Source organism: Mycobacterium shunyiense, from assembly GCF_058270035.1.
Genome location: NZ_JBZDPT010000001.1, coordinates 239,708 through 259,954 on the forward strand (window position 1 = coordinate 239,708; position 20,247 = coordinate 259,954).

Below are 20,247 nucleotides of genomic sequence, written 5' to 3' on the forward strand. Positions count from 1 at the left end.
CCGGCGATCGCCAACCGCCGAAAAACAACAGAGCCGGAGGCCTTCGGGCCACCGGCTCTGTACAGCGGAATCGTCATCTCAGTGATCTGCATCCTGAAGCTCGTGCCGCTGAACTACTGCGATCAACTCTTCGCGAACCGACGAATTCGGCAGTTCGTTGATCCGCGCATAGAGGCGGCGCCGCATGTTGGCGCGCTTCTGGTTTGCGCGAAACTGTGCGAAGGACATACTTCTCACTCCTCGAAAGTGCCCCGGATCACGGGTACTCGTTGTTTGTTGACGTCCACACCTCGGGGATCGCCCGAGCGAAATGGACATCTCCCATGCTCCTCGCAGCGGCTGTCTAAAAGCAATTCTTAGAGTGTGAGTTTCGCTACAGCTCAACCAGTTTCGTCGCAGCGGAGTGGGCGCAGTCACAGTCAGGCGTCCAGGTGATGCCGCCGACTGCGGAAAAGGAGTAAGACTTCTCCTGTGGCACTCACCGTGCGAGATCTGACCGAGGTCGACAGTCTCGGTCTGGTCCTGGTGGCCGGAGCGCGCGGCGCTGACCGTGAGATCGCGTGGGCGCATGCCATCGAGTTGCCCGACCCGGCTCCGTATCTGGCCGGGGGCGAGTTGGTCATGACGACCGGCATCAACATCGGAGCCGACGCCGACGCGCAATTCGCCTACGTGGCACGCCTGGCCGCGGCCGGGACCGCGGCACTCGCCGTCGACACCGGCACCATGATTGCCGACATCCCGCCGGCGGTACGTTCCGCCGGAGATCAGTTGGGGATTCCCGTGCTCGAAGTGCCCGCCTCGACGCCGTTCATCGCGATCGCCAGGGTGGTGATCGACGCGCTCAAGGCCGACGAACTGCGCTCGGTGCAGCGCGTGGTCGACGATCAGGAGGTACTGGCCCGGGCGACACTGCGGGGCGGCATTCCCGGGGTGGTCGACGCTTTGGCGGATCGTCTGTCCGCGACCGTTGTCGTGGTGGACAACGACGGCACCGTGCTGGCGGCCGGGGGTGACGACCAGGAGCGGCTGATCGTCGTGCTCGGAGAGCAGGTTCAGCCCGCGCATCGGCACGGCGGCGCCCATGTCACCGCTGACGGGGATGCCTACGTCACCATCCAGAATCTGCGGGCCGCCCAGCCCGTTCGCGGCCGGCTGGCGATACGTACGTCCGATCCGATGTCCAACGCCGACCGGCTCCTGGTCGCCCATGCCGTGTCGCTGATCTCGATCGCGATCGAGAAACCGGCCCGGGTGGTCGACGCCGAACAGCTGCTGCGGACCGCGGTGGCCCGCGAGATGATTTCCGGCACGGGAGCTGTCGACGGTGCGGTGTTGCGCTACTTCGGTTTTGAGCCCGACGATGACATCGTGGTGGCGTCGTTCACCGGTGCGGGCCCGCTGCTGGCCGCGCAGCACGTGCTGGGACGGGTGCTGACATCGTTTCTGATGGCCCCGATGGGTGACGAGATCGTGATCATCGTTCCGGCGACCGGGAGCCGACGCCGCATCCGCTCGGTGATCGAGGAACTCGAGCAACAGACGGGTATCACGGTCGGTGGCGGGATGAGCCGGCCTGTCGGGCCGACCGATCTGTCCACGGCCTTGGAGCAGGCCCGCATCGCGGCGAATTCGGGCAGGGAGCGGTTCACCGAATTCGGTGAACTCAGCCCGATGGGTGTGCTGCTCGAGGGTCGGAGTACGGCCGAATTGCGGGTGTTGGCAGCACCATTGGATGCACTGGCGGGTGGGGAGGATCTGATCCCCACCCTGGCGGCCTTCCTCGGTCGCAACGGTCAGATGGAGGCGGCGGCGGCTGAGCTTGCGGTGCATCGCCACACCATGCGCAACCGGATGCGGCGAATCTCCCAATTGTTGGGTGACGACCTTGAATCGGCCGATACCCGGGCACAGTTGTGGCTGGGGCTCAAGGCCTGGCAGCTGCTGGCGTCTCGCCGGCCGGGCTGAGCGTGTCGTCGTCGGAGCCCAGGCTTGGTGGTCCACTTCGGTAGGTGACCGGGGTGGCCGACAAGGTGATCGGGTTGGCCACTTGAGGTGTCGGTGTCCCTGGTACCGGCACGGTTGCTTCCAAGCCGAGTCGGCGGGCGAACGCGAATGCCTCCGACAGATCGTTGATCGGGCCGGCCGGCACGCTCGCGGCGGTCAGCACCGCGTACCAGTGATCGGCGCCGTGTCTCTTCAACGCGGTTTCGATGATGGCGCACAACGCATCCCGGTGGGCGACCCGGTCCGGATTGGTAGCGAACCGGGGGTCCTGGGCCAGCTGTGGTTCGCCGATGGCGGCGGCGAAGGACCGGAACTGTTTGTCGTTGCCGACGGCTACCGCGATGGGCCGGTCGGCGGTGTCGAACGTCTGGTACGGCGCGATACTCGGATGGCGATTGCCCATGATCTGCGGCACTGCGCCGGCCCCCAGGTATCCGGAGGCCTGATTGACCATGGAGGACAACAACACCGAGAACAGGTTGGTGTCGACGCGCTGTCCGACCCCGGAGCGGTCGCGGTGCGCCAGCGCCGCCAGGATTCCGCTCAGCGCGTGCAGGCCGGCCAGCACATCGACCAGGGCCACGCCGGCCTTGGTCGGATCGCCCGGTTCGGTTCCGGTGACGCTCATCAACCCGCCGACCGCCTGCACCAGCAGGTCGTAGCCCGGCAGCGCGGCGCCGCCGTCGCGGCCGAACCCGGTGATCGAGCAATAGATCAGGTCGGGACGGACCACCCGCAGATCCTCGTAGCCCAGACCGAGTTTCTCCATGGTCCCCGGCCGGAAGTTCTCCACCACGATGTCGGCCCGGGCCACCAGGGAGCGGGCGTGCTCCCGGCCGTCCCGGTCGGACAGGTCGAGTGCCACTGAACGCTTGTTGCGGTTGACGGCGTTGAAATACGTTGCCATGCCAGATGAATCGTAGGGCGGGCCCCACGCCCGGGTGTCGTCGCCGGTGTCCGGGCGTTCGATCTTGATCACCTCGGCGCCGAAGTCGCCGAGCATCATGGTCGCGTACGGCCCGGCCAGCACGCGGCTGAAATCGACGACGACGATTCCGTCGAGGGCGCCCATCCTCACGCTCATGCTCCCGGCCGCCCGCCCCGCAGGTACACCGTCGTGGTGTGGGTGAAGAATTCCCGTGCGGCGCCGCCCTGCTCCTTGGGGCCGAGCCCGCTCTTCTTGGCCCCGCCGAACGGTACGTGCGGATCGGCGCCGGCCGACTCGGAGTTGACGTGCAGCACGCCGACGTCGATCTGCTCGACAGCCTGCAGTGCCCGGGTCAGGTCCTGGGTGAAAACCGCTGCCGAGAGCCCGAACTCGCTGTCATTGGCAAGGCGGAACGCGGTGTCGGCGTCGGCGGCCCGCTTGACGGCGAGGACCGGTCCGAACAATTCGTCGGTCCATACGTCGGCGGCTTGACCGTTGAGTTCGACGACGGTTGGCGGGATGAAGTAGCCCTCGGCCAGTGGTCCTTCCGAGTAGGGGGCACCGCCGGTCAACACCGTGGCGCCCTGCGCGGCAGCGGCCTGAATCCTCGCCGAAATAGACTGGTGTGCAGCGTCATTGACGACAGGTCCCATCTGGGTCGCGTCGTCGGTGGGGTCCCCGACGGCCAGGGCCGCCGCGCGCTCGGCCAGTGCGGCCAGGAACTCGTCGGCGATCCCGTCGGTGACGATCAGGCGGGACGTGGCCGTGCATTTCTGCCCGGTAGAGCGGAACGCACCGAGCATCACCTGCTCGAGGGCCAGTTCGACATCGGCGTCGTCGAGCACGACGGCGGCGTTCTTACCGCCCATTTCGGCCTGAGCGGGGACTCCGCGCGCCGCCGCGGCCGCGGCGATTCGCCGCCCGACCCCGGTGGAACCGGTGAACGTGATGCCGTCGATGCCGGGGTGCTCCACGATGGCGTTGCCGATGTCGGATCCGCCGATCAGCAGGTTGAGCACGCCGGAGGGCAGGCCAGCCTCGGTCAGTGCCTGCGCGAGCCGGATCGCCAGCAGCGGAACGGTGCTCGCGGGTTTCCACACGACGGTGTTGCCGTAGATCATTGCGGGCGCGATCTTCCAGGCCGGAATGGCGATGGGGAAGTTGAACGGGGTGATCACCCCGACCACGCCGAGCGGTTTGCGGGTGATGAGGATCTGTTCACCGGCCCGGGGCGAGGCGTAGATCTCGCCCGCCTGCCGGTCGCCCTCGTTGCCGTAGTAGCGCAGGATCTGCGCGGCCCGCCGAACCTCGCCGATGCCTTCGGCTTTCGTCTTGCCTTCCTCGCGGGCCAGCTCCATGCCCCACGCCTCGGCGTTGCGGTCGACGATGTCCGCCGTGCTCAGCAGGACCGTACCGCGCTGATGCATCGGGGTGGCGGCCCAGGATGCGGCAGCCTCGCCGGCGGCACGCACCGCGGCGTCGACGTCGGATGTGCGGGCATTACTTCCCTGGGCCACAACCAGACTCGGTTGTGCCGGGTTCACGCTGAGCAGCGTGTCGCCGGTGCCGGGTAGCCACTGTCCACCGATCAGGTGCTCGATGGCAGCGGTCATCAGCGGAAGGCCGCCTGCCCGGTCAGGGCCTTGCCGATCGACAGCAGGTGCATCTCGGAGGTGCCCTCGTAGGTGAGGACGGATTCGAGGTTGTTGGCGTGGCGCAGCGGTGAGTATTCGAGGGTGATGCCGCTGCCGCCCAACAGGGTCCGGCATTCACGGGCGATGGCCAGTGCTTCGCGGACGTTGTTGAGCTTGCCCAGGCTGATCTGTTCTGGTCGCACCTCTTCGGCATCCTTGATGCGGCCCAGGTGGATTGCCAGCAGCATCCCCTTGCCGAGTTCGACGGTCATGTTCGCCAGCTTTTCCTGGGTGAGCTGGTAGCTGGTCAGTGGCTTGTCGAACACCTCGCGCGAGCCGGCATAGTCGATCGCGGTCTCCAGGCTGTCGCGGGCCGCACCGAGCGAGCCGAACACGATGCCGAACCGGGCCTCGTTCAGGCACGACAGCGGGGCCGACAGCCCTTCGGCCAGCGGCAGCTGCGCCGAGCCCGGCAGCCGGACGTTGTCCAGCACGAGCTCGGAGGTGACCGAGGCACGCAGGGAGAGCTTGCGGTGAATCTCGTTGGCGGTGAAGCCCGGGGTGTCGGTGGGCACCAGGAAGCCGCGAATGCCCTCGTCGGTCTGCGCCCACACGGTGGCCACATCGGCGAGGTTGCCGTTGGTGATCCACATCTTGGTGCCGTTGAGCACCCAGTCGCTTCCGTCGCGGCGGGCGCGGGTGCGCATGCCGGCGGGGTTGGAACCGAAGTCGGGTTCGGTCAGGCCGAAGCAGCCGATCGCATCACCGGCGGCCAGCCGGGGCAGCCATTCGTTCTTCTGTTCCTCCGAGCCGTAGCGGTAGATGGAGAACATCGACAGCGAGCCCTGGACGGAGACGAAGCTGCGGAACCCGCTGTCGCCGGCCTCCAGCTCCATACAGGCCAATCCGTAGCTGACGGCGTTGGTGCCCGCGCAGCCGTAGCCCTGCAGGTGCATGCCGAGAACGCCGAGCTTGCCGAACTCCTTGGCCAGCTCCCGGGGCAGGGTGGCCGATTCGAACCATTCGCTCACGTTGGGCCGTAGGCGGGTGTCGACAAACTTGCGCACGGTCGCGGCGATCTCGCGTTCGTCGTCATCGAGCAACCGGTCGGTGTCGAACAGCTCCAGCGGCCGGTAGGTGGACTTCTTGGCGGCCGGTGTGGCGGTGGCGGTCATGACTCAAGGCTAGATTTGCCCACGCACACATGCCTATGGCCGATTCGTACAACAGGGGTGTGCTACCTGTCCGATGGGGAGCATTCGGATGCCCGGTCGCCGGGCCTGACCACCGGGTTGGGTGGCCTATGCTCGGTGCGGCGAACGGCGTGGCCCCAGGGTGTTCCGTCGTCAGTGACCGGCGAAGACAGCCCAGGGAAAGTTCAGCGTGCAGGTGATTGTTGGCGATCCGGTTCTCGTTCCTTCCGTTCCGCGGCAGGTTCGTGATGACCTGATCGGGTTGAGTGGTGTGGCCATCGTGATGGTCGTCATCTGCCATTTCTGGTTCGGGCGGGCCTGCGGCGGGCTGGATGTCCTGCTGGTTCTGACCGGCTTCTTCATCGGTGGTCGCGTCCTGCGCAGCCTGACGAGCCCCGCGGCGCTGGCCGCAGAGATGGGCCGGGTGGCGCGCAGGGTGGTGCCGCCGTTGGTTCTCGTGCTGGCCGTGTGTGCGGTGCTGACGGTGCTCGTCCAGCCGGAGACCAGGTGGGAGGCCTTCGCTGATCAGACCCTGGCCAGCCTGGGCTTCTACCAGAATTGGCAGTTGCTTGGCTCGGCGGACGACTATGTGCAGGCCGGCGAGACGGTGACCCCGCTGCACCATCTGTGGGCGCTCTCGATGCTGGGCCAGTTCACGCTGGCGTTCGTTGTGCTCGCCGGGGTGGTCATGGCGGTGACGGCGCGCCGCGGACGCACCGCACGACCCACAATCCTGGTCGGGGTGTCCGCTGTCGCACTGGTGGCCTCGCTGTACTACGCGGTTACGACGCAGTCGGACAGCCCGATGCTCGCCTACTACAGCACCTTCGCCCGGGCCTGGGAGGTGTTGGCCGGGGTTCTCGCGGCCGCCCTCGTGGCCGTGCCGGTGGGTCGACTCCGGTGGCCGGGTTGGCTGCGCGCCGGTGTGGCCGCGGCCGGTCTGGCGGCGATCCTGGTGTGCGGTGTGCTCACTGACCGGACGGTGCAGTCCCCGGGAGCCTGGGCGTTGATTCCGGTGGCGGCGACCGTGCTGGTGATAGTGAGCGCAGCTCAGGCGATGCCGCCGAGGGCGAACGAAATCCTGCGCAGCGGCCCGTTGGTCGTGCTCGGATCGATGGCCTACCCGCTGTACCTGTGGCACTGGCCGTTGTTGATCTTTTGGCTGGCCTTCATCAATGACGATGCGGTCGGCATGGTCGATGGCGCCGCTGTCGCTCTGGCCGCGGTGCTGATCGCCTGGCTCACCGCGTGGTCGGCCAGGGCGCAATGGCAAGCCCGGTGGTATCGGCTAGCCCGCACGTGGGCCGTGCCGGGTGCCGCGGTTCTGCTGGTGACGGTGATGCTCGTGGCGTCGTCGCTGATGTGGCGCGGACATGTCGCCCTCGCCCGGGCCAGCGGTGCGGAACTGGGCATGCTGTCGATGCGGGACTACCCGGGCGCGCTCGCGCTCACCGAGAATCACCGGGTCGCCAAACTGCCGATGCGCCCGAGCGCGCTGGAGGCCGACGACGACATCCCGCCGTCGTCGATCGACCATTGCGTCACGGGATTCACCGGTGGTGAGGTCGTCAGCTGCGTGTACGGAGATCCCGACGGCGCCCACACCATCGCGTTGGCGGGTGGGTCGCATTCCGAGCACTGGCTGACCGCGCTACATCAGATCGGGCGCCAACACGGCGTCAAGGTGACCACCTACCTGAAGTTCGGCTGTCCGCTGACCACCAAACCCGTGCCGATCATCGCGGGGTCGTTCGAGAAATATCCGTCCTGTCGGACGTGGTCGGACAACGCCTTGGCGCAGATCATCGCCGACCGGCCGGACTACGTGTTCTTCACCTCGACGCGCCCGATCCTCAACGGCCCGGGCGATTATGTGCCCGATTACTACCTGGGCATATGGGATGAGTTGTCCGCCAATGGAATTCCGATGCTCGGCATGCGTGACACGCCGTGGATGCTCCGTGACGGCTGGTTCTTCTCGCCGGTGGACTGTCTGTCCAAGGGGGGTGACGTCGAGTCTTGCGGGGTGCCGCGCAACGAAGCCCTGGCGCAACGCAATCCGACCCTCGATTACCTGGCCGACTATCCGCTGATGAAGGTTCTCGACCTCACCGATGCGGTGTGCCGGCCGACGATCTGCCGCGCCGTGGAGGGCAACGTGTTGGTGTACCACGATGCCCACCACCTGTCGGCGACTTACGTGCGCACACTCACCACCGAGTTGGCGCGGCAGATGTCCGACGCCCTCGGATGGTGGTAGTCGTCATTCGACGATGAACACCGGAATCTGTCGGTCGGTCTTGGTCTGGTATTCGGCGTAGGGCGGGTAGGCCTCGACGGCGAGCTTCCACCAGTGTTCGCGCTCGTCACCGGAGATCTCGCGAGCGGTCAGCGAGACCGTCTTGTCGCCGTCCTGCACCGTCACGGCGGGGTGGGCCTTGACGTTGAAGTACCACGACGGATGCTCCGGCGCGCCACCCTTGGAGGCCACCATCGCGTAGCGGCCGTTCTCTTCCACGCGCATCAGCGGTACGTACCGCTTCTTGCCGGACTTGGCGCCCGTCGTCGTGAACAGCACGATGGGGCGGTCGAGCACCTCGACGCCCTCGGTGGTGCCTTGTTCCAGGATGCGTTGGGTCTGGTCGCGTACCCAGTCTGTCGGGCTCAGTTCGGCATGTTCACTCACGCCCCCCGCAACACCGACACCGGCGTTGTTATTCCCGGGTCACCGCAGCTTCAGCACCACCTTGCCCTTGGCGCTGCGGTTCTCCAGCGACGCGATGGCCTCCGCGGCCTGCTCCAGTGGAAACACCTCGGGCTGTGGTGCGGGCACCACGCCGGAGGCCAGCAGCGGCTGCAGTTCGGCCCACTGCTCCTGCAAATAGCCGGGATGGGAGAAGGTCCAGGCGCCCCAGCCCGCGCCGACCACGTCGACGTTGTTGAGCAGCAGGCGATTGACCTTGACCGTGGGGATCTCACCGCCGGTGAACCCGATGACGAGGAGCCGTCCGCCCACGGCCAGTGATCGCAGCGAGTCGGTGAAGCGATCCCCGCCGACCGGGTCGACCACGACATCCACGCCCCGCCCGCCGGTGATTTCCTTCACCGCGTCGCGGAACCCGTCGGCGAGCACCACGTCGGAAGCGCCTGCGGCCCTGGCGATCTCGGCCTTCTCCTCGGTGGACACCACCGCGATGGTGCGTGCGGCTCCGAGTGCCGGGGCCAGTCGCAGCGCCGAGGTGCCGATGCCACCGGCCGCACCGTGCACCAGGACGGTCTCACCCTTCACCAGCCGGCCGCGGGTGCGCAGGGCGAACTGGACGGTCAGGTCGTTGAACAGGATGCCGGCGCCGGCCTCGAACGACACGGCGTCCGGCAGGGGGAACACGCGCTCGGCGGGCAAGGCGACGACTTCGGCCATGCCGCCCGACAGCATGGTCAGGCCGAGCACGCGATCGCCGGCAGCGACATGGGCATCGGCCGGGGCGCTGCGCACCACGCCGGCGATCTCGGCACCCGGGGTGAACGGAAGCTCAGGCTTGTACTGGTAGAGACCACGGGTGAGCAGGGCGTCGGGGAAGGCAACGCCCGCGGCGTGGACGTCGATCACGACCTGCTCGGCGCCCTCGGCGCTGGAGGGCTCCTCCACCTCGGCCACCCGCACTGCGTCCGGACCGTCGAGTCGGGTGATCTGTGCTGCACGCATCGTTGTCTCCTTCTGGTGGGTCGCCAGCCAATTGTGACAGGTGTCAAGTGCGTGGCTTAGCATCACCGGATGCTCAACGCCCGCGCTGCGGTGGTGCTCGACGCCGGAGCCGATCCCCAGCTCACCGACGTGCAAATTCGTCCACCCCGCGGCGACGAAGTGCTGGTTCGCATCGACGCGGTGGGCATCTGCCACACCGATGTGAGTGTCGCGGCACGGTTTCGCAAACTGCCGATGGTGTTCGGTCACGAAGGTGCAGGCAGGGTCATCGAGGTCGGACCGAATGCCGTACCCGGCGTGGGGGACCAGGTCGTCCTCACCTTCGCCAGCTGCGGCGCCTGCTCCAACTGTCAGGCGGACACCCCGGCCTACTGCGAGCGTTCCACCGACCTGAACATGCGCGGCACCCGCGGAGAGTCCAGTGCGCTGCACGCCGACGGGGTCCCCATCGGGGGCGGCTTCTTCGGTCAGTCCAGTTTCTGCACGTATGCGATCGCCGGCAGCCGAAACGCTGTGGTGCTGCCCGAGCCGATCGACCCCGCGCTGGCCGCCCCCCTGGGCTGCAGCGTGCAGACCGGGGTGGGTGCCGTGCTCAATGTGCTTGCGCCGCAACCCACGGATGCACTTGTGGTGTTCGGGGCCGGAGCGGTGGGGCTCTCCGCGGTCATGGGCGCCCGCATCGCGGGGTGCCGGGCCGTCGTCGCTGTCGACCCGATCGCCGAACGACGTTCGCTGGCAACCGAGTTGGGTGCCACCGCCACGATCGATCCGACCGCCGGCGGCGACGTGGCCGCAGCTGTGCTCGAGCTGACCGGGGGAGCGGCCGCGGCAGTCGACACCACCGCGCGCCCAGACGTCCTCATGACAGCAATCACGGTGTTACGTGAGCGCGGCACCCTGGCGCTACTGGGCCTCGGCGCGTTGACGGCCGAACTGCCGGTCGCCGCGATCATGGGAAAGGGGCTGAGCGTACGCGGCGTGGTCGAGGGTGACAGCGAACCGCAGACCTTCATCCCGCGCCTGGTCGATCTGTACCGCCGTGGCGAACTACCGCTCGACAAGTTCGTCAGCCGCTACCCCTTCGACGACTTCGGCCGCGCGTGGGCTGCCGCAAAGTCCGCTGACGTGGTAAAACCCGTCCTGATCACCCAAGCGGTAGGCTCGTAATCCCTCTGTTTCACCCGGCAACGACGCCAACGATCGGAGCATCATGACTCTTCCCCAGCTACCACCGGGACGCACTGTCGAGGTGCGCGCCGTCGACGGCGTGCGGCTGCATGCCGAGGTGTTCGGACCCGAGGACGGCTACCCGATCGTGCTGGCTCACGGCATCACGTGTGCCATCGGCGTCTGGGCGCACCAGATCGCCGATCTGGCCGCGGACTTCCGCGTCATCGCCTACGACCATCGCGGACACGGCCACAGCGAGACCCCGCGCGGGCGTCACCGCTACAGCCTCAACCATCTCGCCGCCGATCTCGACGCGGTGCTGGACGCCACGCTGAGGCCCGGTGAACGTGCCGTTGTCGCCGGGCATTCGATGGGCGGTATCGCGATCACTTCATGGTCGCAACGCTATCCGGCCCGGGTGCCCGCCCGTGCCGACGCCGTCGCGCTGATCAACACCACCACCGGAGACCTGGTGCGCGATGTGAAGCTGTTGAGGGTTCCGGCCCCGCTGGCGTCGACGCGGGTTCGGGCGGCAGGTACGGCGATCCGGACCTTCGGCGGTACGCGGATGCCGCGGATCATCGAGCGTCCCAACAAACGTTTCGTCGCCCGTCTGGCGGTGGGCCGTGACGCCGACCCGTCGGTCGCTGAGTTCATCTATCAACTGTTCGCCGAGACTCCGGCCGCGGGACGCGGCGGCTGGGCCCGCACGCTGGTGAACGGGCTGGGCCCACAACATATCTCGCTGCAGAACCTGTCGGTGCCCACGCTGGTGATCGGCAGCTCCAAGGACCGCTTGCTGCCCATCAACGCCGCCCGCCGGATCGCCGACGACGCCCCCAACCTGCATGCCTTCGTCGAGATGCCCGGTGGGCACTGCGCCATCCTGGAATGCCCGTCGCAGGTGAACGCCCAGTTGCGGGCGCTGGCCGAATCGGTAGCGTCGCCGCAGGCGGTCAATCAGTAAGGCGGCCCGCGACTTCGGCGGCCGCACGCTGACCGGACCGGACCGCTCCGTCGAGAAATCCGGTCCACTCATTCGCGGTTTCGGTGCCGGCCCAGTGGATCGCGTCCACCGGTTCTCGTAGCCACCTGCCGTACTGGGTCCACGATCCCGGCGGCACCGCCGCGGTGGGCCCACCCGGTGCGAATTGTTCTGCGCTCCAACAGTGGTCGACGTAATCGATCGGTTGTCGGGCCGCGTCGCCGAACAGGGTGGCGAACCCGGACAGGGCCTGCTCGCGCCGCTCTGGGGGTGACAACCGGTCGAAGGTGCGGGCGTCGGTGAAACCGAGCAGGATTCCGGGGCCGCCGGAACTGCCGTCGGCCGGGCTCACATCGAAGGTGATGAAAACGGGGCCCTCGTCGGACAATGCCTCGCCTGAGCACCCGTTGGTGCGCCAGAACGGTTGTTCATAGGCGGCATATGCCTTGCTGAGGTTGCCCTGCGGCCAGTTCGCGGCCAGGTCGGTATACGGCTTTGGCAGCGCCGGGCTGAACTCGATCCCGGTCCGGTGCTGCGGCGGGATCGCCACGATCACCGCACGTGCCTGCACCACGCCGGAGGGACAGGTCACCGCGACGGTGCCGTCGTCGTGGCGTTCGATGCGGTCCACCGGGGCATCGAGCACCACCCGATCTCCGAGTTCCTCGGCCATCTTCGACGCGATCTGCTGGGTGCCGCCGGGAAACCGGTCCTGTTGGGCGCCGCCACGGACGTCGAGCATGCGGTCGAGCCCGCCGGCGGCCTTGACGTAGCGGGCGGCGTGCAGCATCGACACCTCGTCGGGCTCGGCGCCCCACGTGACCCGGGACATGATGGCCATGAGGTTGCGCGTCGAAGCGTTGGCCCCGGCCGAGCGCAGCCACTGCTCCAGTGTGAGCTCGTCGAGCTTCTCGGCGTTCGAACTCTTCCACGGCTCATTGACCCGGATGAGCCGGCAGAGCCGTTCGAAACGCCACTGGATGCGGGATACGTCGAACAGTTCCATCATCGACAGCCGCGGGATCGTGCTGCGGTAGGCCCGGACCCGGCCATGCCAGAGAATCAGATTCTTGCCGCGGTCGTAGGTGGGCACGGTGCGGCACCCGAGTTCGTCGGCCAGCGCCAGCACCGCGTCCTGGGTGGGGCCGACGAACGTGCCGCCCAGGTCGACCGGCACCCCGGCGATCGTGGTCGTCGACGATCGTCCGCCCACCCGGTCGCGCCCCTCGAGCACCACCACCTCGTGTCCGAGCCTGGTCAGGGCGCGGGCAGCGGACAGGCCGGCGAAGCCGGCACCCACGACGACGACGTCGGTGCTCGTTGGGATGCTCACCTGTCTAGGCTCTCACGCGTGAAGGTCATGACAGCGTTGTTCGGGCCGCGCGACGCGATGGGTCGGGCTGCGGCCCTGCGCGAGGCCGGTGCCAGTGGAGTGTTCACCTTCGAGGGACCCCACGATGTATTCACCCCGCTGACGCTCGCCTCCACGGTCGGGGATCTCGACCTGATGACGAATGTGGCAATTGCGTTTCCCCGTAACCCGATTCACCTGGCACACCAGGCCATCGACCACCAGATCCTGTCCGGTGGAAGGTTCACGCTCGGGCTCGGTACGCAGATCCGGACGCAGATCGAGAAGCGGTTCGGCGCGGACTTCGACCGGCCCGTGGCCCGGATGTCAGAGTTCGTCGCGGCCTTGCGGGCGATCTTCGCTGCCTGGGACACCGGGGAGCGGCTCGACTTTCGAGGCGACTACTACCGGCACACGTTGATGACACCGACGTTCACCCCGCGGGACAACCCGTACGGTCCGCCGCCCATCTATGTCGGCGCGCTGGGCCCGCGGCTCACCCGGGCCACCGCGCAGTTCGCCGACGGCTTGTTGGTCATGCCGTTCGGTTCGAAGCGGTTCCTGCACGAGGCGACGTTGCCCGCGGTGCGTGACGGGCTCGCCGCCGCCGGACGTGACGCGGGGGAGCTGGCGATCGTCCCGGAGATCATCGTGTCTGTAGGGGACGACCACGACGCGACGCGACGGCTGCTGGCCTTCTACGGATCGACCCCGGCCTATCGCCCGGTGCTGGACGTTCACGGCTGGGGTGACCTGCAGCCGGAACTCAACGCGCTGTCCAAGCAGGGCCGCTGGCAGGAGATGGGTTCGCTGATCGACGACGAGGTGCTGCACACCATCGCGGCATGCGGTAGCCCCGCCGATGTCGCCGCTCACATCCGCGACCGCGTGGCCGGGGTGTCCGACCGGATCTGCCTGTACCAACCCGGCCCGATCGCGGTGGAATCGCTTGCCCAGATCGTCGACGCGCTGCGCGACTGAACGCCTAGGGTGGGTGGTACTCGTCGGGACCAAAGGAGGTTCGCCATGGGCGGTGATCGCCATGCGGCGGATCCGGACTATTCGGATGTGCTCGTCATCGGGGCCGGGATCTCGGGGTTGGGCGCGGCCTATCGTGTCCACGAGAAGAGTCCCGGGCTGACCTACACCGTGCTGGAACGCCGAGCGCGGATCGGCGGCACCTGGGACCTGTTCCGGTATCCGGGGATCCGCTCGGACAGCGACATCTTCACGCTGAGCTTTCCGTATCAACCCTGGACCCGGCCCGAGAACGTCGCCGATGGCAGCGATATTCGCGACTACCTGACCGACACCGCCCGGGAACATGGAATCGACCGCCATATCCGGTTCAACACCCGTGTGCTGTCGGCGGATTGGGATTCGGACACCGACACCTGGACGGTGCACGCCGAGCAGGACGGCCAGGCCGCGACCTTCCGGTGCCGGTACCTGTTCTGCGGCACGGGCTACTACAACTACGACGAGCCCTACACCCCGGATTTCCCCGGAATCGAGACGTTCGGTGGCGACGTCGTGCACCCGCAGTTCTGGCCCGAGTCACTGGATTACTCGGGCAAGCGCGTCGTGGTGATCGGCAGCGGGGCCACCGCGGTCAGTCTGGTGCCCGCGCTGGCGCAGCAGGCCTCGCACGTGACGATGCTCCAGCGCTCACCGACCTACATGGTGTCGGCGGACCGCATCGTTCCCTCGGTGCAGGCGATCCGTAAGTTTCTGCCGCGCAAGCTATCTCATCAGATCGTGCGGTTCCGCAACGCGATGATCCACGTGCTTAGCTACTTCTTCTTCCGTAAGGCACCCGACCTCGGTCGCCGGTTCCTGCGCAGCCGGACGGTGGCCCTGCTGCCCGAGGGGTATCCCGTCGACGTGCATTTCAAGCCGCGATACAAGCCGTGGGATCAACGGTTGTGCCTCGTGCTCGACGGGGACCTGTTCGAGCACATCAGCGACGGACGGGTCGATGTCGTCACCGATCACATCGACCACATCGACGCCGCGGGCATCGTGTTGAAGTCGGGCGGACGGGTGGACGCCGACGTGATCGTCACGGCGACCGGCCTGCAACTGCAGGCCCTCGGCGGCATCCGGTTGTCGCTGGACGGTCACGAGGTCAAACCGACCGAGCGATATGTCTACAAGGAGTTCCTGCTCGAGGATGTCCCGAACCTGGCTTGGTGCATCGGCTACACGAACGCGTCGTGGACGCTGCGGGCCGACATGACCGCGCGGGCGTTCGCAAACCTGTTGGCCTACATGGGCGCTCACGGCTACACCCACGCCTATCCGCACAAGGGTGCGGCGCCGATGCCGGAGAAGCGGACCTGGGATCTGGAGGCCGGCTACATCCAGCGTTCCGAGCATGCACTGCCGCGTTCGGGTACCAAGCGGCCGTGGCACGTGCGGCACAACTACGTGCTGGATGCCATCGACCACCGCTTCGACCGCATCGACGAGTCGATGGTCTTCGGCCGCGCCCCCGCCGCCGAGTCGGTGGCCTCCTAAGCACCGCGAGCGGGCGTGTCTGCTGCCAGACACGCCGCCTTTCCACTGTTCGGACAATCTCGTCCTTGACACAGCCCAGACGAGGTGGCAGCCTCCTGAACATGTTCACTGAACATGTTCAGTCAAGGGCCGAACAGCGAGATGCCACCCAGCGCAAGGTTTTGGCGACCGCTGAAAAGCTGTTCCGCGAGCAAGGCTTTGAATCGACGACTGTTCGGCAGATCGCAACCGATGCCGGAGTAAGCAGCGGGACCGTGATGAGCGTCGGAGACAAAGACGGCTTGTTGGTGGCAGTGTTCGACGACCGGATCGCAGCGGTGCACGCCAACCGAAAAGGTCTCACCCGAAGGCCATCTCACGCGAATGCACCGAAGGCGATTGCCAAACTGTTCGAACCGTTCCTGACCTACTTCGCCGAAGATCCAGCCCTCTCACGCCGGTATGCGTCGATCATTGTTCGCGGAGATCACACTTCGAGCATCTTTGGTCATCTGGCAGAAATCCTGGTGGGCGAAATCGAGTCGGCTCTGCTGCACGTCGGTGTCGGCGAGTCTGATGCCGCGCGCAACGCTCGCACCATCTATTTCGCATACCTGGGCATTGTGCTCAGCGGCAACAACCAGGCATTGGGACACCGGTCGGTGCCCGACCAACTACGCGACGTCATCGAGTGCGTCATCGCACCAACCCGACAAGGAGAATGATTGTGATCGACACGCCGCACTGGTGGTGGCTCACCGCAATTCTGGCGATCGTGATCCTCGGGGACGCGCTGATCTCGCTCAAGCCGCCGCGATTTGTCCAAGGATGCCTCGATGGTGTCGGACTCCCTCGTGACTGGTGGTGGGTGCTGATCGTGGTCAAACTTCTTGCCGGCGTCGGGTTGATTGCCGGCCTCAAATATCCAGGCGTGGCGTTCTCGGCCAATGTGGGAATTGTCGTCTATTTTCTGTGCGCCTGCTATGCGCATTACCGCGCCCGATTTCTGAAGCAGGAATTCTGGATCAATTGCCTGGGCATGCTCCTGTTCTCAGCCTTCGTACTGGTGGTCTCATACGTGGCATGAGGCTTTCGGCCCGACACGTTGGGCATGCTGGCCATGTCACGGCGTACGGATACGAAGACCCGTCGAGAGCAACTGCGTCGCCGACAGTCCAAAGGTGGTCTTGAAGCTGTCGGCCAGGTGTGACGGACTGGCGAACCCGGCATCGACAGCTGCGGTGGTCAGATTCTCGCCGGCCGCCACGGCAGTCCCGGCCGCAACGAGCCGGCTCCAGATCCGGTAGCGCCGCAGACTGGTCCCTGCCTCGCGGCGGAACAGGTGCAGGAACCGGGATTCGGAGACACCCGCGGCGGCTGCCAGTTCACGTGCGGATACCGCTGCGGCGGGGTTCTCGCGAATCTGCTTGGCCACCAATTCGATCCGGGGGTCGATCCGGTGGGGGGTATCCGGGGCGGCGAGGTCCAGCCAGCGCCGCGCCGCCTCGTCGTCTTCCGGCATGGCCGTCAGTCTGGTCTCTGCGGCATGGCCTACCCCGATGCCGTCCCGGAACTCGGTGAACTGCTGCCGGCACGACGCACTGCGTTGCGAGCTGGGGTCGAGGTAGCTCGACACCAACCCACCCTGCATCGAAAGGTGATGGGTGAGCCGCGGCGGGATCAACACGCTGCGTGCGACGGTGGCGCTGCCGTGGAGTGTCACGGTCAGCGGTCCGTCGACGCCGACGGCCAGGCACCACACCGATCCGGAATGCGGCTCAAGGCCGAGCCCCGGCCCGGCGTAGAGGGCCTGCCCCGGCCACAGCCACACCGTCGGGCAGCAGGTTTGTGGAAGCGCGGGCCCGGGTTCAGGCGGCATGCTGGCCTCCTCATCAATTGATCAGGAGGTTACCGTGGCCATCGCAGTAATCGTCGTGGCCGGGGTGTTCTTCCTCGGCATGGGTGTCTACGCACTGGCAGCTCCGCAGGCGATTCTGCGTCCGTTCGACTACGACCTCAGAACCGCCGCCGCCCGCGCGGAAGTCCGTGGCGTGTATGGCGGTTTCGGTATCGCGATCGCCGCGGTGCTGACCTACGCGGCCGTGACGCCGGGGGAGGTCCGGACCGGGATCCTGATCACCGTCGGCGCCGCGCTGGTCGGGATGGCCGTCGGCCGCGGTGTATCGGCGGTGTTCGACGAACGTACGTCGTTCTATCCCAACTGGTTCTACTGCGTGGTCGAGACGATCGGCGCGGGCGCGCTGTTCTGGGTGGCCTGAGTCAGCCGCTTTGCCGCGCTTTTCCGCCGCATCGTCACGCCAGAGTGGCGCTCAAGCCCGAGCGTCACGCCAGCGTGACGCCGTGGCTCGGGCTCCGATTGCCATGTCACGCCAGAGTGGCTGCCGGCGGCGACAGCCACTCTGGCGTGACAAACTGCCGGCTAGAGAGTGACAAACTGGGGGCTACGGGGCTACGGGGCTACAGTCAGCCAGTCGGCGAAGCCGGACGGATCGTGACGGCCGAGTGCGCCGTGCTCGAACAGGCCCCAGCCCTCGACCGGTGCACCGTCGCCTTCGGTGCAGACGGCGCGACCGACGTGGTCGATCACACCGAACGCAGTTCGGCCGACGACCGCCGGATCGGTCATGTCGTAGGTGCGGCGCTCGGTGAACTTCTCGCCCTTCCACACGCCGTGAATCCAGTCGACGTCGCCGCCGTAGCCGCCGCCGACGTGAATCGGCACGGGCAGTTTGGATTCCACGTCGAAGCGGACGGGGGTGCCGTCGGGTGTGGTGGCCTCGATGGTGGCTCCGGTGGGGATCCGGGTGCCCGAGCGGTAGTGGATCTTCACCCGCGGCCAGCCGAGTTGCTCGACACGACCGTCCTTGAAGACCCGGCTGCAGTCGTTGAGGGAGCGGAACCCGCTGGGGTCTTCCTGGATGATGAAGACGATCGAGAAGTCGTCGAACGCCATCGGGACGTACAGCCACCACATGCCTTCGAACGGCGGGTCGGCCGGTCGCCCTGCAGGCTCGGCCTCACCGACCGGGCGGATGCCCCAGGATCGGTCGCGGGAGCCGATCCAGGTGTCCGGGTCGACGTCGATGCGCTGGCCGTCGATCTCCAGATAGCCGCTCCAGGAACCTGTTTGGGCGAAGCGCTGGGCGTCGAGCGTGACCCGGTTGCCCTGACGCATCAGGTGCGGCTGCTCCTGCACCACGTCGAACAACCCGTTCCAGGTGAGATCCGCGGCGACGCCCTCGGTCTCGTCGAGCACGATGCGGATCTTGCGCAGCGGTTCGGTGACCTCGACGCGGTAGCCCAGCACGTGCTGGTTGAGCCGGTCTTGATCGATCGCGTCGGACAGGTGTACCGCCGTCTGCTCGTTGCCGCGGCGTACCAGGAAATAAGCGTCCTTCACCCCGAGGTTGGGGTAGTAGCCGAGACCGGTGATGACGAAGATGTCGCCGGTGCGGTCATGGGCGTTGAAATACGAACGGTCGTAGAAGTTCCGGTCGGACGAGCCGGGCCAGGCGATCGGCTGGGGGACTTGGTGGACGGGGTATTCGTCCATCGGGCCGAGCATTTAGGACTCCTCGATCAGGCACCGCAGCAACGGCGCGTGGTAGAACATCGTTTCGACATCGTCGGGCTTCTCGGTCTCGCCGAAGTGCACGCGCCGGGCGCCGGTGCGCATGAACACGCAGCACCAGATGACCCCCGAGTAGATGTAGAACCAGCGCAGGTCGCTGAGTTCGGCGCCGGTCAACTCGCGGTAGGTCGCGCGGACATCCTCCTCGCGCATCACGTCGGGCAGACCGGGCAATCCGGCCATACCGGACAGCTCCTGAAACACCATGTGCGCGAAGATGATCCAGGACACATCGAGTTCGCGCGGGCCGAGGGTGGCCATCTCCCAGTCGAGGACCGCAGCAGGGCGGAAGTCGTCGTACAGCACGTTGCCGATACGCGAATCGCCCCACGTCAGAACGGTTTCGGAGGCTGCCACGTCCTCGGGGAAGTTGTCCTCGAGCCATTTCAGCGCTCGCTCGACGAGTGGTGAGCGGCCGATATCGGGGACCGAGAATTCGTACCAGTCCTTCAGCCAGCCGAAGTGCCGGCGCAGCGGGGTGTCACCGGGCGGATCGATCTCCGACAGGAACCCGAACCGCTCTGCGGCGTCCGGGATCGCATGCAGCTTGGCGAGCACCGCCACGGTGCTGTCCTGAAGTTCGCGCTGGCGTTCGATCGGGGCGTCGGCGAACCAGTTCCCGCCGAAGGTGTAGGGCATGACATCGGGCGGCACCTGGCCGTCGACTCGGTCCATCAGGAAGAACGGCGTGCCCAGCACCTCGCCGGTGGTGTCCATCCAGCGCACGTTGGGGACGGGAACGTCGGTGAGTTCGCCGACCTGCCGCATCACCTCGAACTGGTGGTCAAGCCGGTACGACGAGAACACCGGGACATCGTCCTGGGCGGGGGCGACGCGGGCCACCCACTTTTGCTCCTTCGGCTCGCCGTTCTCTTCCCAGCGTCCGGTCAGCATGATCGTTTCTGAGGACATACCGTTTGAGTCCACGCCGCTTTCCACGGTGATCTCGGGGGTGACACCGCCCGGCATCACGGTGGACAGCCATTTCGACAGCACCGAGGGGAGGGTGGTGACGTCGCGACTGGAGCGTTGCAGGTGGTCGACGTTCTCCACAGGAGCGTCCACGGCCTCGTTTGCCATTCAACTGTTCCTTACGGCCACAATTACGATACTGTTAGTAGC

General features: G+C 66.8%; 19 protein-coding genes. 9 read left to right on the plus strand and 10 right to left on the minus strand.

Going from position 1 to position 20,247, the window contains the following annotated elements:
• Positions 1 to 78 precede the first annotated feature (78 nt).
• The gene (locus AC4ELS_RS01235) at positions 79 to 228 is read right to left on the minus strand and encodes a hypothetical protein (protein ID WP_088304596.1); all 150 of its coding nucleotides are present in this window, start codon (positions 226 to 228) and stop codon (positions 79 to 81) included.
• A 243-nt stretch (positions 229 to 471) separates the two neighbouring features.
• On the opposite strand from AC4ELS_RS01235, the gene AC4ELS_RS01240 reads away from it, so the two are divergent.
• A complete protein-coding gene (locus tag AC4ELS_RS01240; RefSeq protein WP_448442704.1) occupies positions 472 to 1,968 on the plus strand; it encodes a PucR family transcriptional regulator in 1,497 nt (498 codons plus the stop codon).
• Here the strand turns inward: AC4ELS_RS01240 and AC4ELS_RS01245 are convergent.
• The 3 genes from AC4ELS_RS01245 to AC4ELS_RS01255 are packed head-to-tail and all read right to left on the minus strand — an operon-like array spanning position 1,928 to position 5,744.
• Positions 1,928 to 3,091 (minus strand): CaiB/BaiF CoA transferase family protein, encoded by a 1,164-nt coding sequence (locus AC4ELS_RS01245; protein WP_448442706.1) that lies wholly within the window; start codon positions 3,089 to 3,091, stop codon positions 1,928 to 1,930. The genes AC4ELS_RS01240 and AC4ELS_RS01245 overlap by 41 nt on opposite strands.
• Entirely contained in the window at positions 3,088 to 4,551 is a 1,464-nt protein-coding gene (locus AC4ELS_RS01250) for an aldehyde dehydrogenase family protein (RefSeq protein WP_448442982.1), read from the minus strand. Before AC4ELS_RS01250 ends, AC4ELS_RS01245 begins: the two co-directional genes overlap by 4 nt.
• Positions 4,548 to 5,744 carry an acyl-CoA dehydrogenase family protein gene (locus AC4ELS_RS01255; RefSeq protein WP_448442708.1) on the minus strand — a complete coding sequence of 399 codons (1,197 nt, stop codon included), beginning with the start codon at positions 5,742 to 5,744 and terminating at the stop codon, positions 4,548 to 4,550. The genes AC4ELS_RS01250 and AC4ELS_RS01255 overlap by 4 nt, the downstream gene beginning before the upstream one ends.
• A gap of 208 nt (positions 5,745 to 5,952) precedes the next feature.
• Between AC4ELS_RS01255 and AC4ELS_RS01260 the strand changes: the two genes are divergently transcribed.
• Positions 5,953 to 8,022, plus strand: coding sequence for an acyltransferase family protein (locus tag AC4ELS_RS01260; protein WP_499045376.1), 2,070 nt, complete (start codon positions 5,953 to 5,955; stop codon positions 8,020 to 8,022).
• A 3-nt stretch (positions 8,023 to 8,025) separates the two neighbouring features.
• Here AC4ELS_RS01260 and AC4ELS_RS01265 read toward each other — a convergent pair whose 3' ends face one another.
• Complete coding sequence (locus tag AC4ELS_RS01265) at positions 8,026 to 8,448, minus strand: nitroreductase family deazaflavin-dependent oxidoreductase (protein WP_064878870.1); 423 nt, start codon at positions 8,446 to 8,448, stop codon at positions 8,026 to 8,028.
• Between the two features lie 39 nt (positions 8,449 to 8,487).
• The gene (locus AC4ELS_RS01270; protein WP_499045379.1) at positions 8,488 to 9,468 is read right to left on the minus strand and encodes an NADPH:quinone oxidoreductase family protein; all 981 of its coding nucleotides are present in this window, start codon (positions 9,466 to 9,468) and stop codon (positions 8,488 to 8,490) included.
• Positions 9,469 to 9,537: 69 nt separating this feature from the next.
• On the opposite strand from AC4ELS_RS01270, the gene AC4ELS_RS01275 reads away from it, so the two are divergent.
• Complete coding sequence (locus AC4ELS_RS01275; protein WP_448442714.1) at positions 9,538 to 10,635, plus strand: NAD(P)-dependent alcohol dehydrogenase; 1,098 nt, start codon at positions 9,538 to 9,540, stop codon at positions 10,633 to 10,635.
• 43 nt (positions 10,636 to 10,678) lie between these two features.
• The gene (locus tag AC4ELS_RS01280) at positions 10,679 to 11,605 is read left to right on the plus strand and encodes an alpha/beta fold hydrolase (protein ID WP_448442716.1); all 927 of its coding nucleotides are present in this window, start codon (positions 10,679 to 10,681) and stop codon (positions 11,603 to 11,605) included.
• Here the strand turns inward: AC4ELS_RS01280 and AC4ELS_RS01285 are convergent.
• Entirely contained in the window at positions 11,595 to 12,956 is a 1,362-nt protein-coding gene (locus AC4ELS_RS01285) for a flavin monoamine oxidase family protein (protein WP_499045383.1), read from the minus strand. The genes AC4ELS_RS01280 and AC4ELS_RS01285 overlap by 11 nt on opposite strands.
• Positions 12,957 to 12,983: 27 nt before the next feature.
• On the opposite strand from AC4ELS_RS01285, the gene AC4ELS_RS01290 reads away from it, so the two are divergent.
• The 4 genes from AC4ELS_RS01290 to AC4ELS_RS01305 all read left to right on the plus strand — a co-directional run bounded on the left by AC4ELS_RS01290 (position 12,984) and on the right by AC4ELS_RS01305 (position 16,560).
• Positions 12,984 to 13,955: a TIGR03617 family F420-dependent LLM class oxidoreductase gene (locus tag AC4ELS_RS01290; RefSeq protein ID WP_064879137.1), complete on the plus strand. Its 972-nt coding sequence runs from the start codon at positions 12,984 to 12,986 to the stop codon at positions 13,953 to 13,955.
• Between the two features lie 45 nt (positions 13,956 to 14,000).
• On the plus strand, positions 14,001 to 15,494 hold the full coding sequence (locus AC4ELS_RS01295) for a flavin-containing monooxygenase (RefSeq protein WP_499045386.1): 1,494 nt from the start codon (positions 14,001 to 14,003) through the stop codon (positions 15,492 to 15,494).
• 101 nt (positions 15,495 to 15,595) lie between these two features.
• Complete coding sequence (locus AC4ELS_RS01300) at positions 15,596 to 16,198, plus strand: TetR/AcrR family transcriptional regulator (RefSeq protein ID WP_448442720.1); 603 nt, start codon at positions 15,596 to 15,598, stop codon at positions 16,196 to 16,198.
• A complete protein-coding gene (locus tag AC4ELS_RS01305) occupies positions 16,195 to 16,560 on the plus strand; it encodes a DoxX family protein (protein WP_448442722.1) in 366 nt (121 codons plus the stop codon). The genes AC4ELS_RS01300 and AC4ELS_RS01305 overlap by 4 nt, the downstream gene beginning before the upstream one ends.
• A 36-nt stretch (positions 16,561 to 16,596) precedes the next feature.
• On the opposite strand, the gene AC4ELS_RS01310 is transcribed toward AC4ELS_RS01305, so the two are convergent.
• On the minus strand, positions 16,597 to 17,352 hold the full coding sequence (locus AC4ELS_RS01310) for an AraC family transcriptional regulator (RefSeq protein ID WP_499045390.1): 756 nt from the start codon (positions 17,350 to 17,352) through the stop codon (positions 16,597 to 16,599).
• Between the two features lie 34 nt (positions 17,353 to 17,386).
• On the opposite strand from AC4ELS_RS01310, the gene AC4ELS_RS01315 reads away from it, so the two are divergent.
• Positions 17,387 to 17,752 (plus strand): DUF4345 domain-containing protein, encoded by a 366-nt coding sequence (locus tag AC4ELS_RS01315; RefSeq protein WP_499045393.1) that lies wholly within the window; start codon positions 17,387 to 17,389, stop codon positions 17,750 to 17,752.
• A 191-nt stretch (positions 17,753 to 17,943) separates the two neighbouring features.
• Here AC4ELS_RS01315 and AC4ELS_RS01320 read toward each other — a convergent pair whose 3' ends face one another.
• Entirely contained in the window at positions 17,944 to 19,059 is a 1,116-nt protein-coding gene (locus tag AC4ELS_RS01320) for an Rv3169 family protein (protein ID WP_499045395.1), read from the minus strand.
• Positions 19,060 to 20,205 carry a phosphotransferase family protein gene (locus AC4ELS_RS01325; RefSeq protein WP_499045397.1) on the minus strand — a complete coding sequence of 382 codons (1,146 nt, stop codon included), beginning with the start codon at positions 20,203 to 20,205 and terminating at the stop codon, positions 19,060 to 19,062.
• Positions 20,206 to 20,247: the final 42 nt, after the last annotated feature.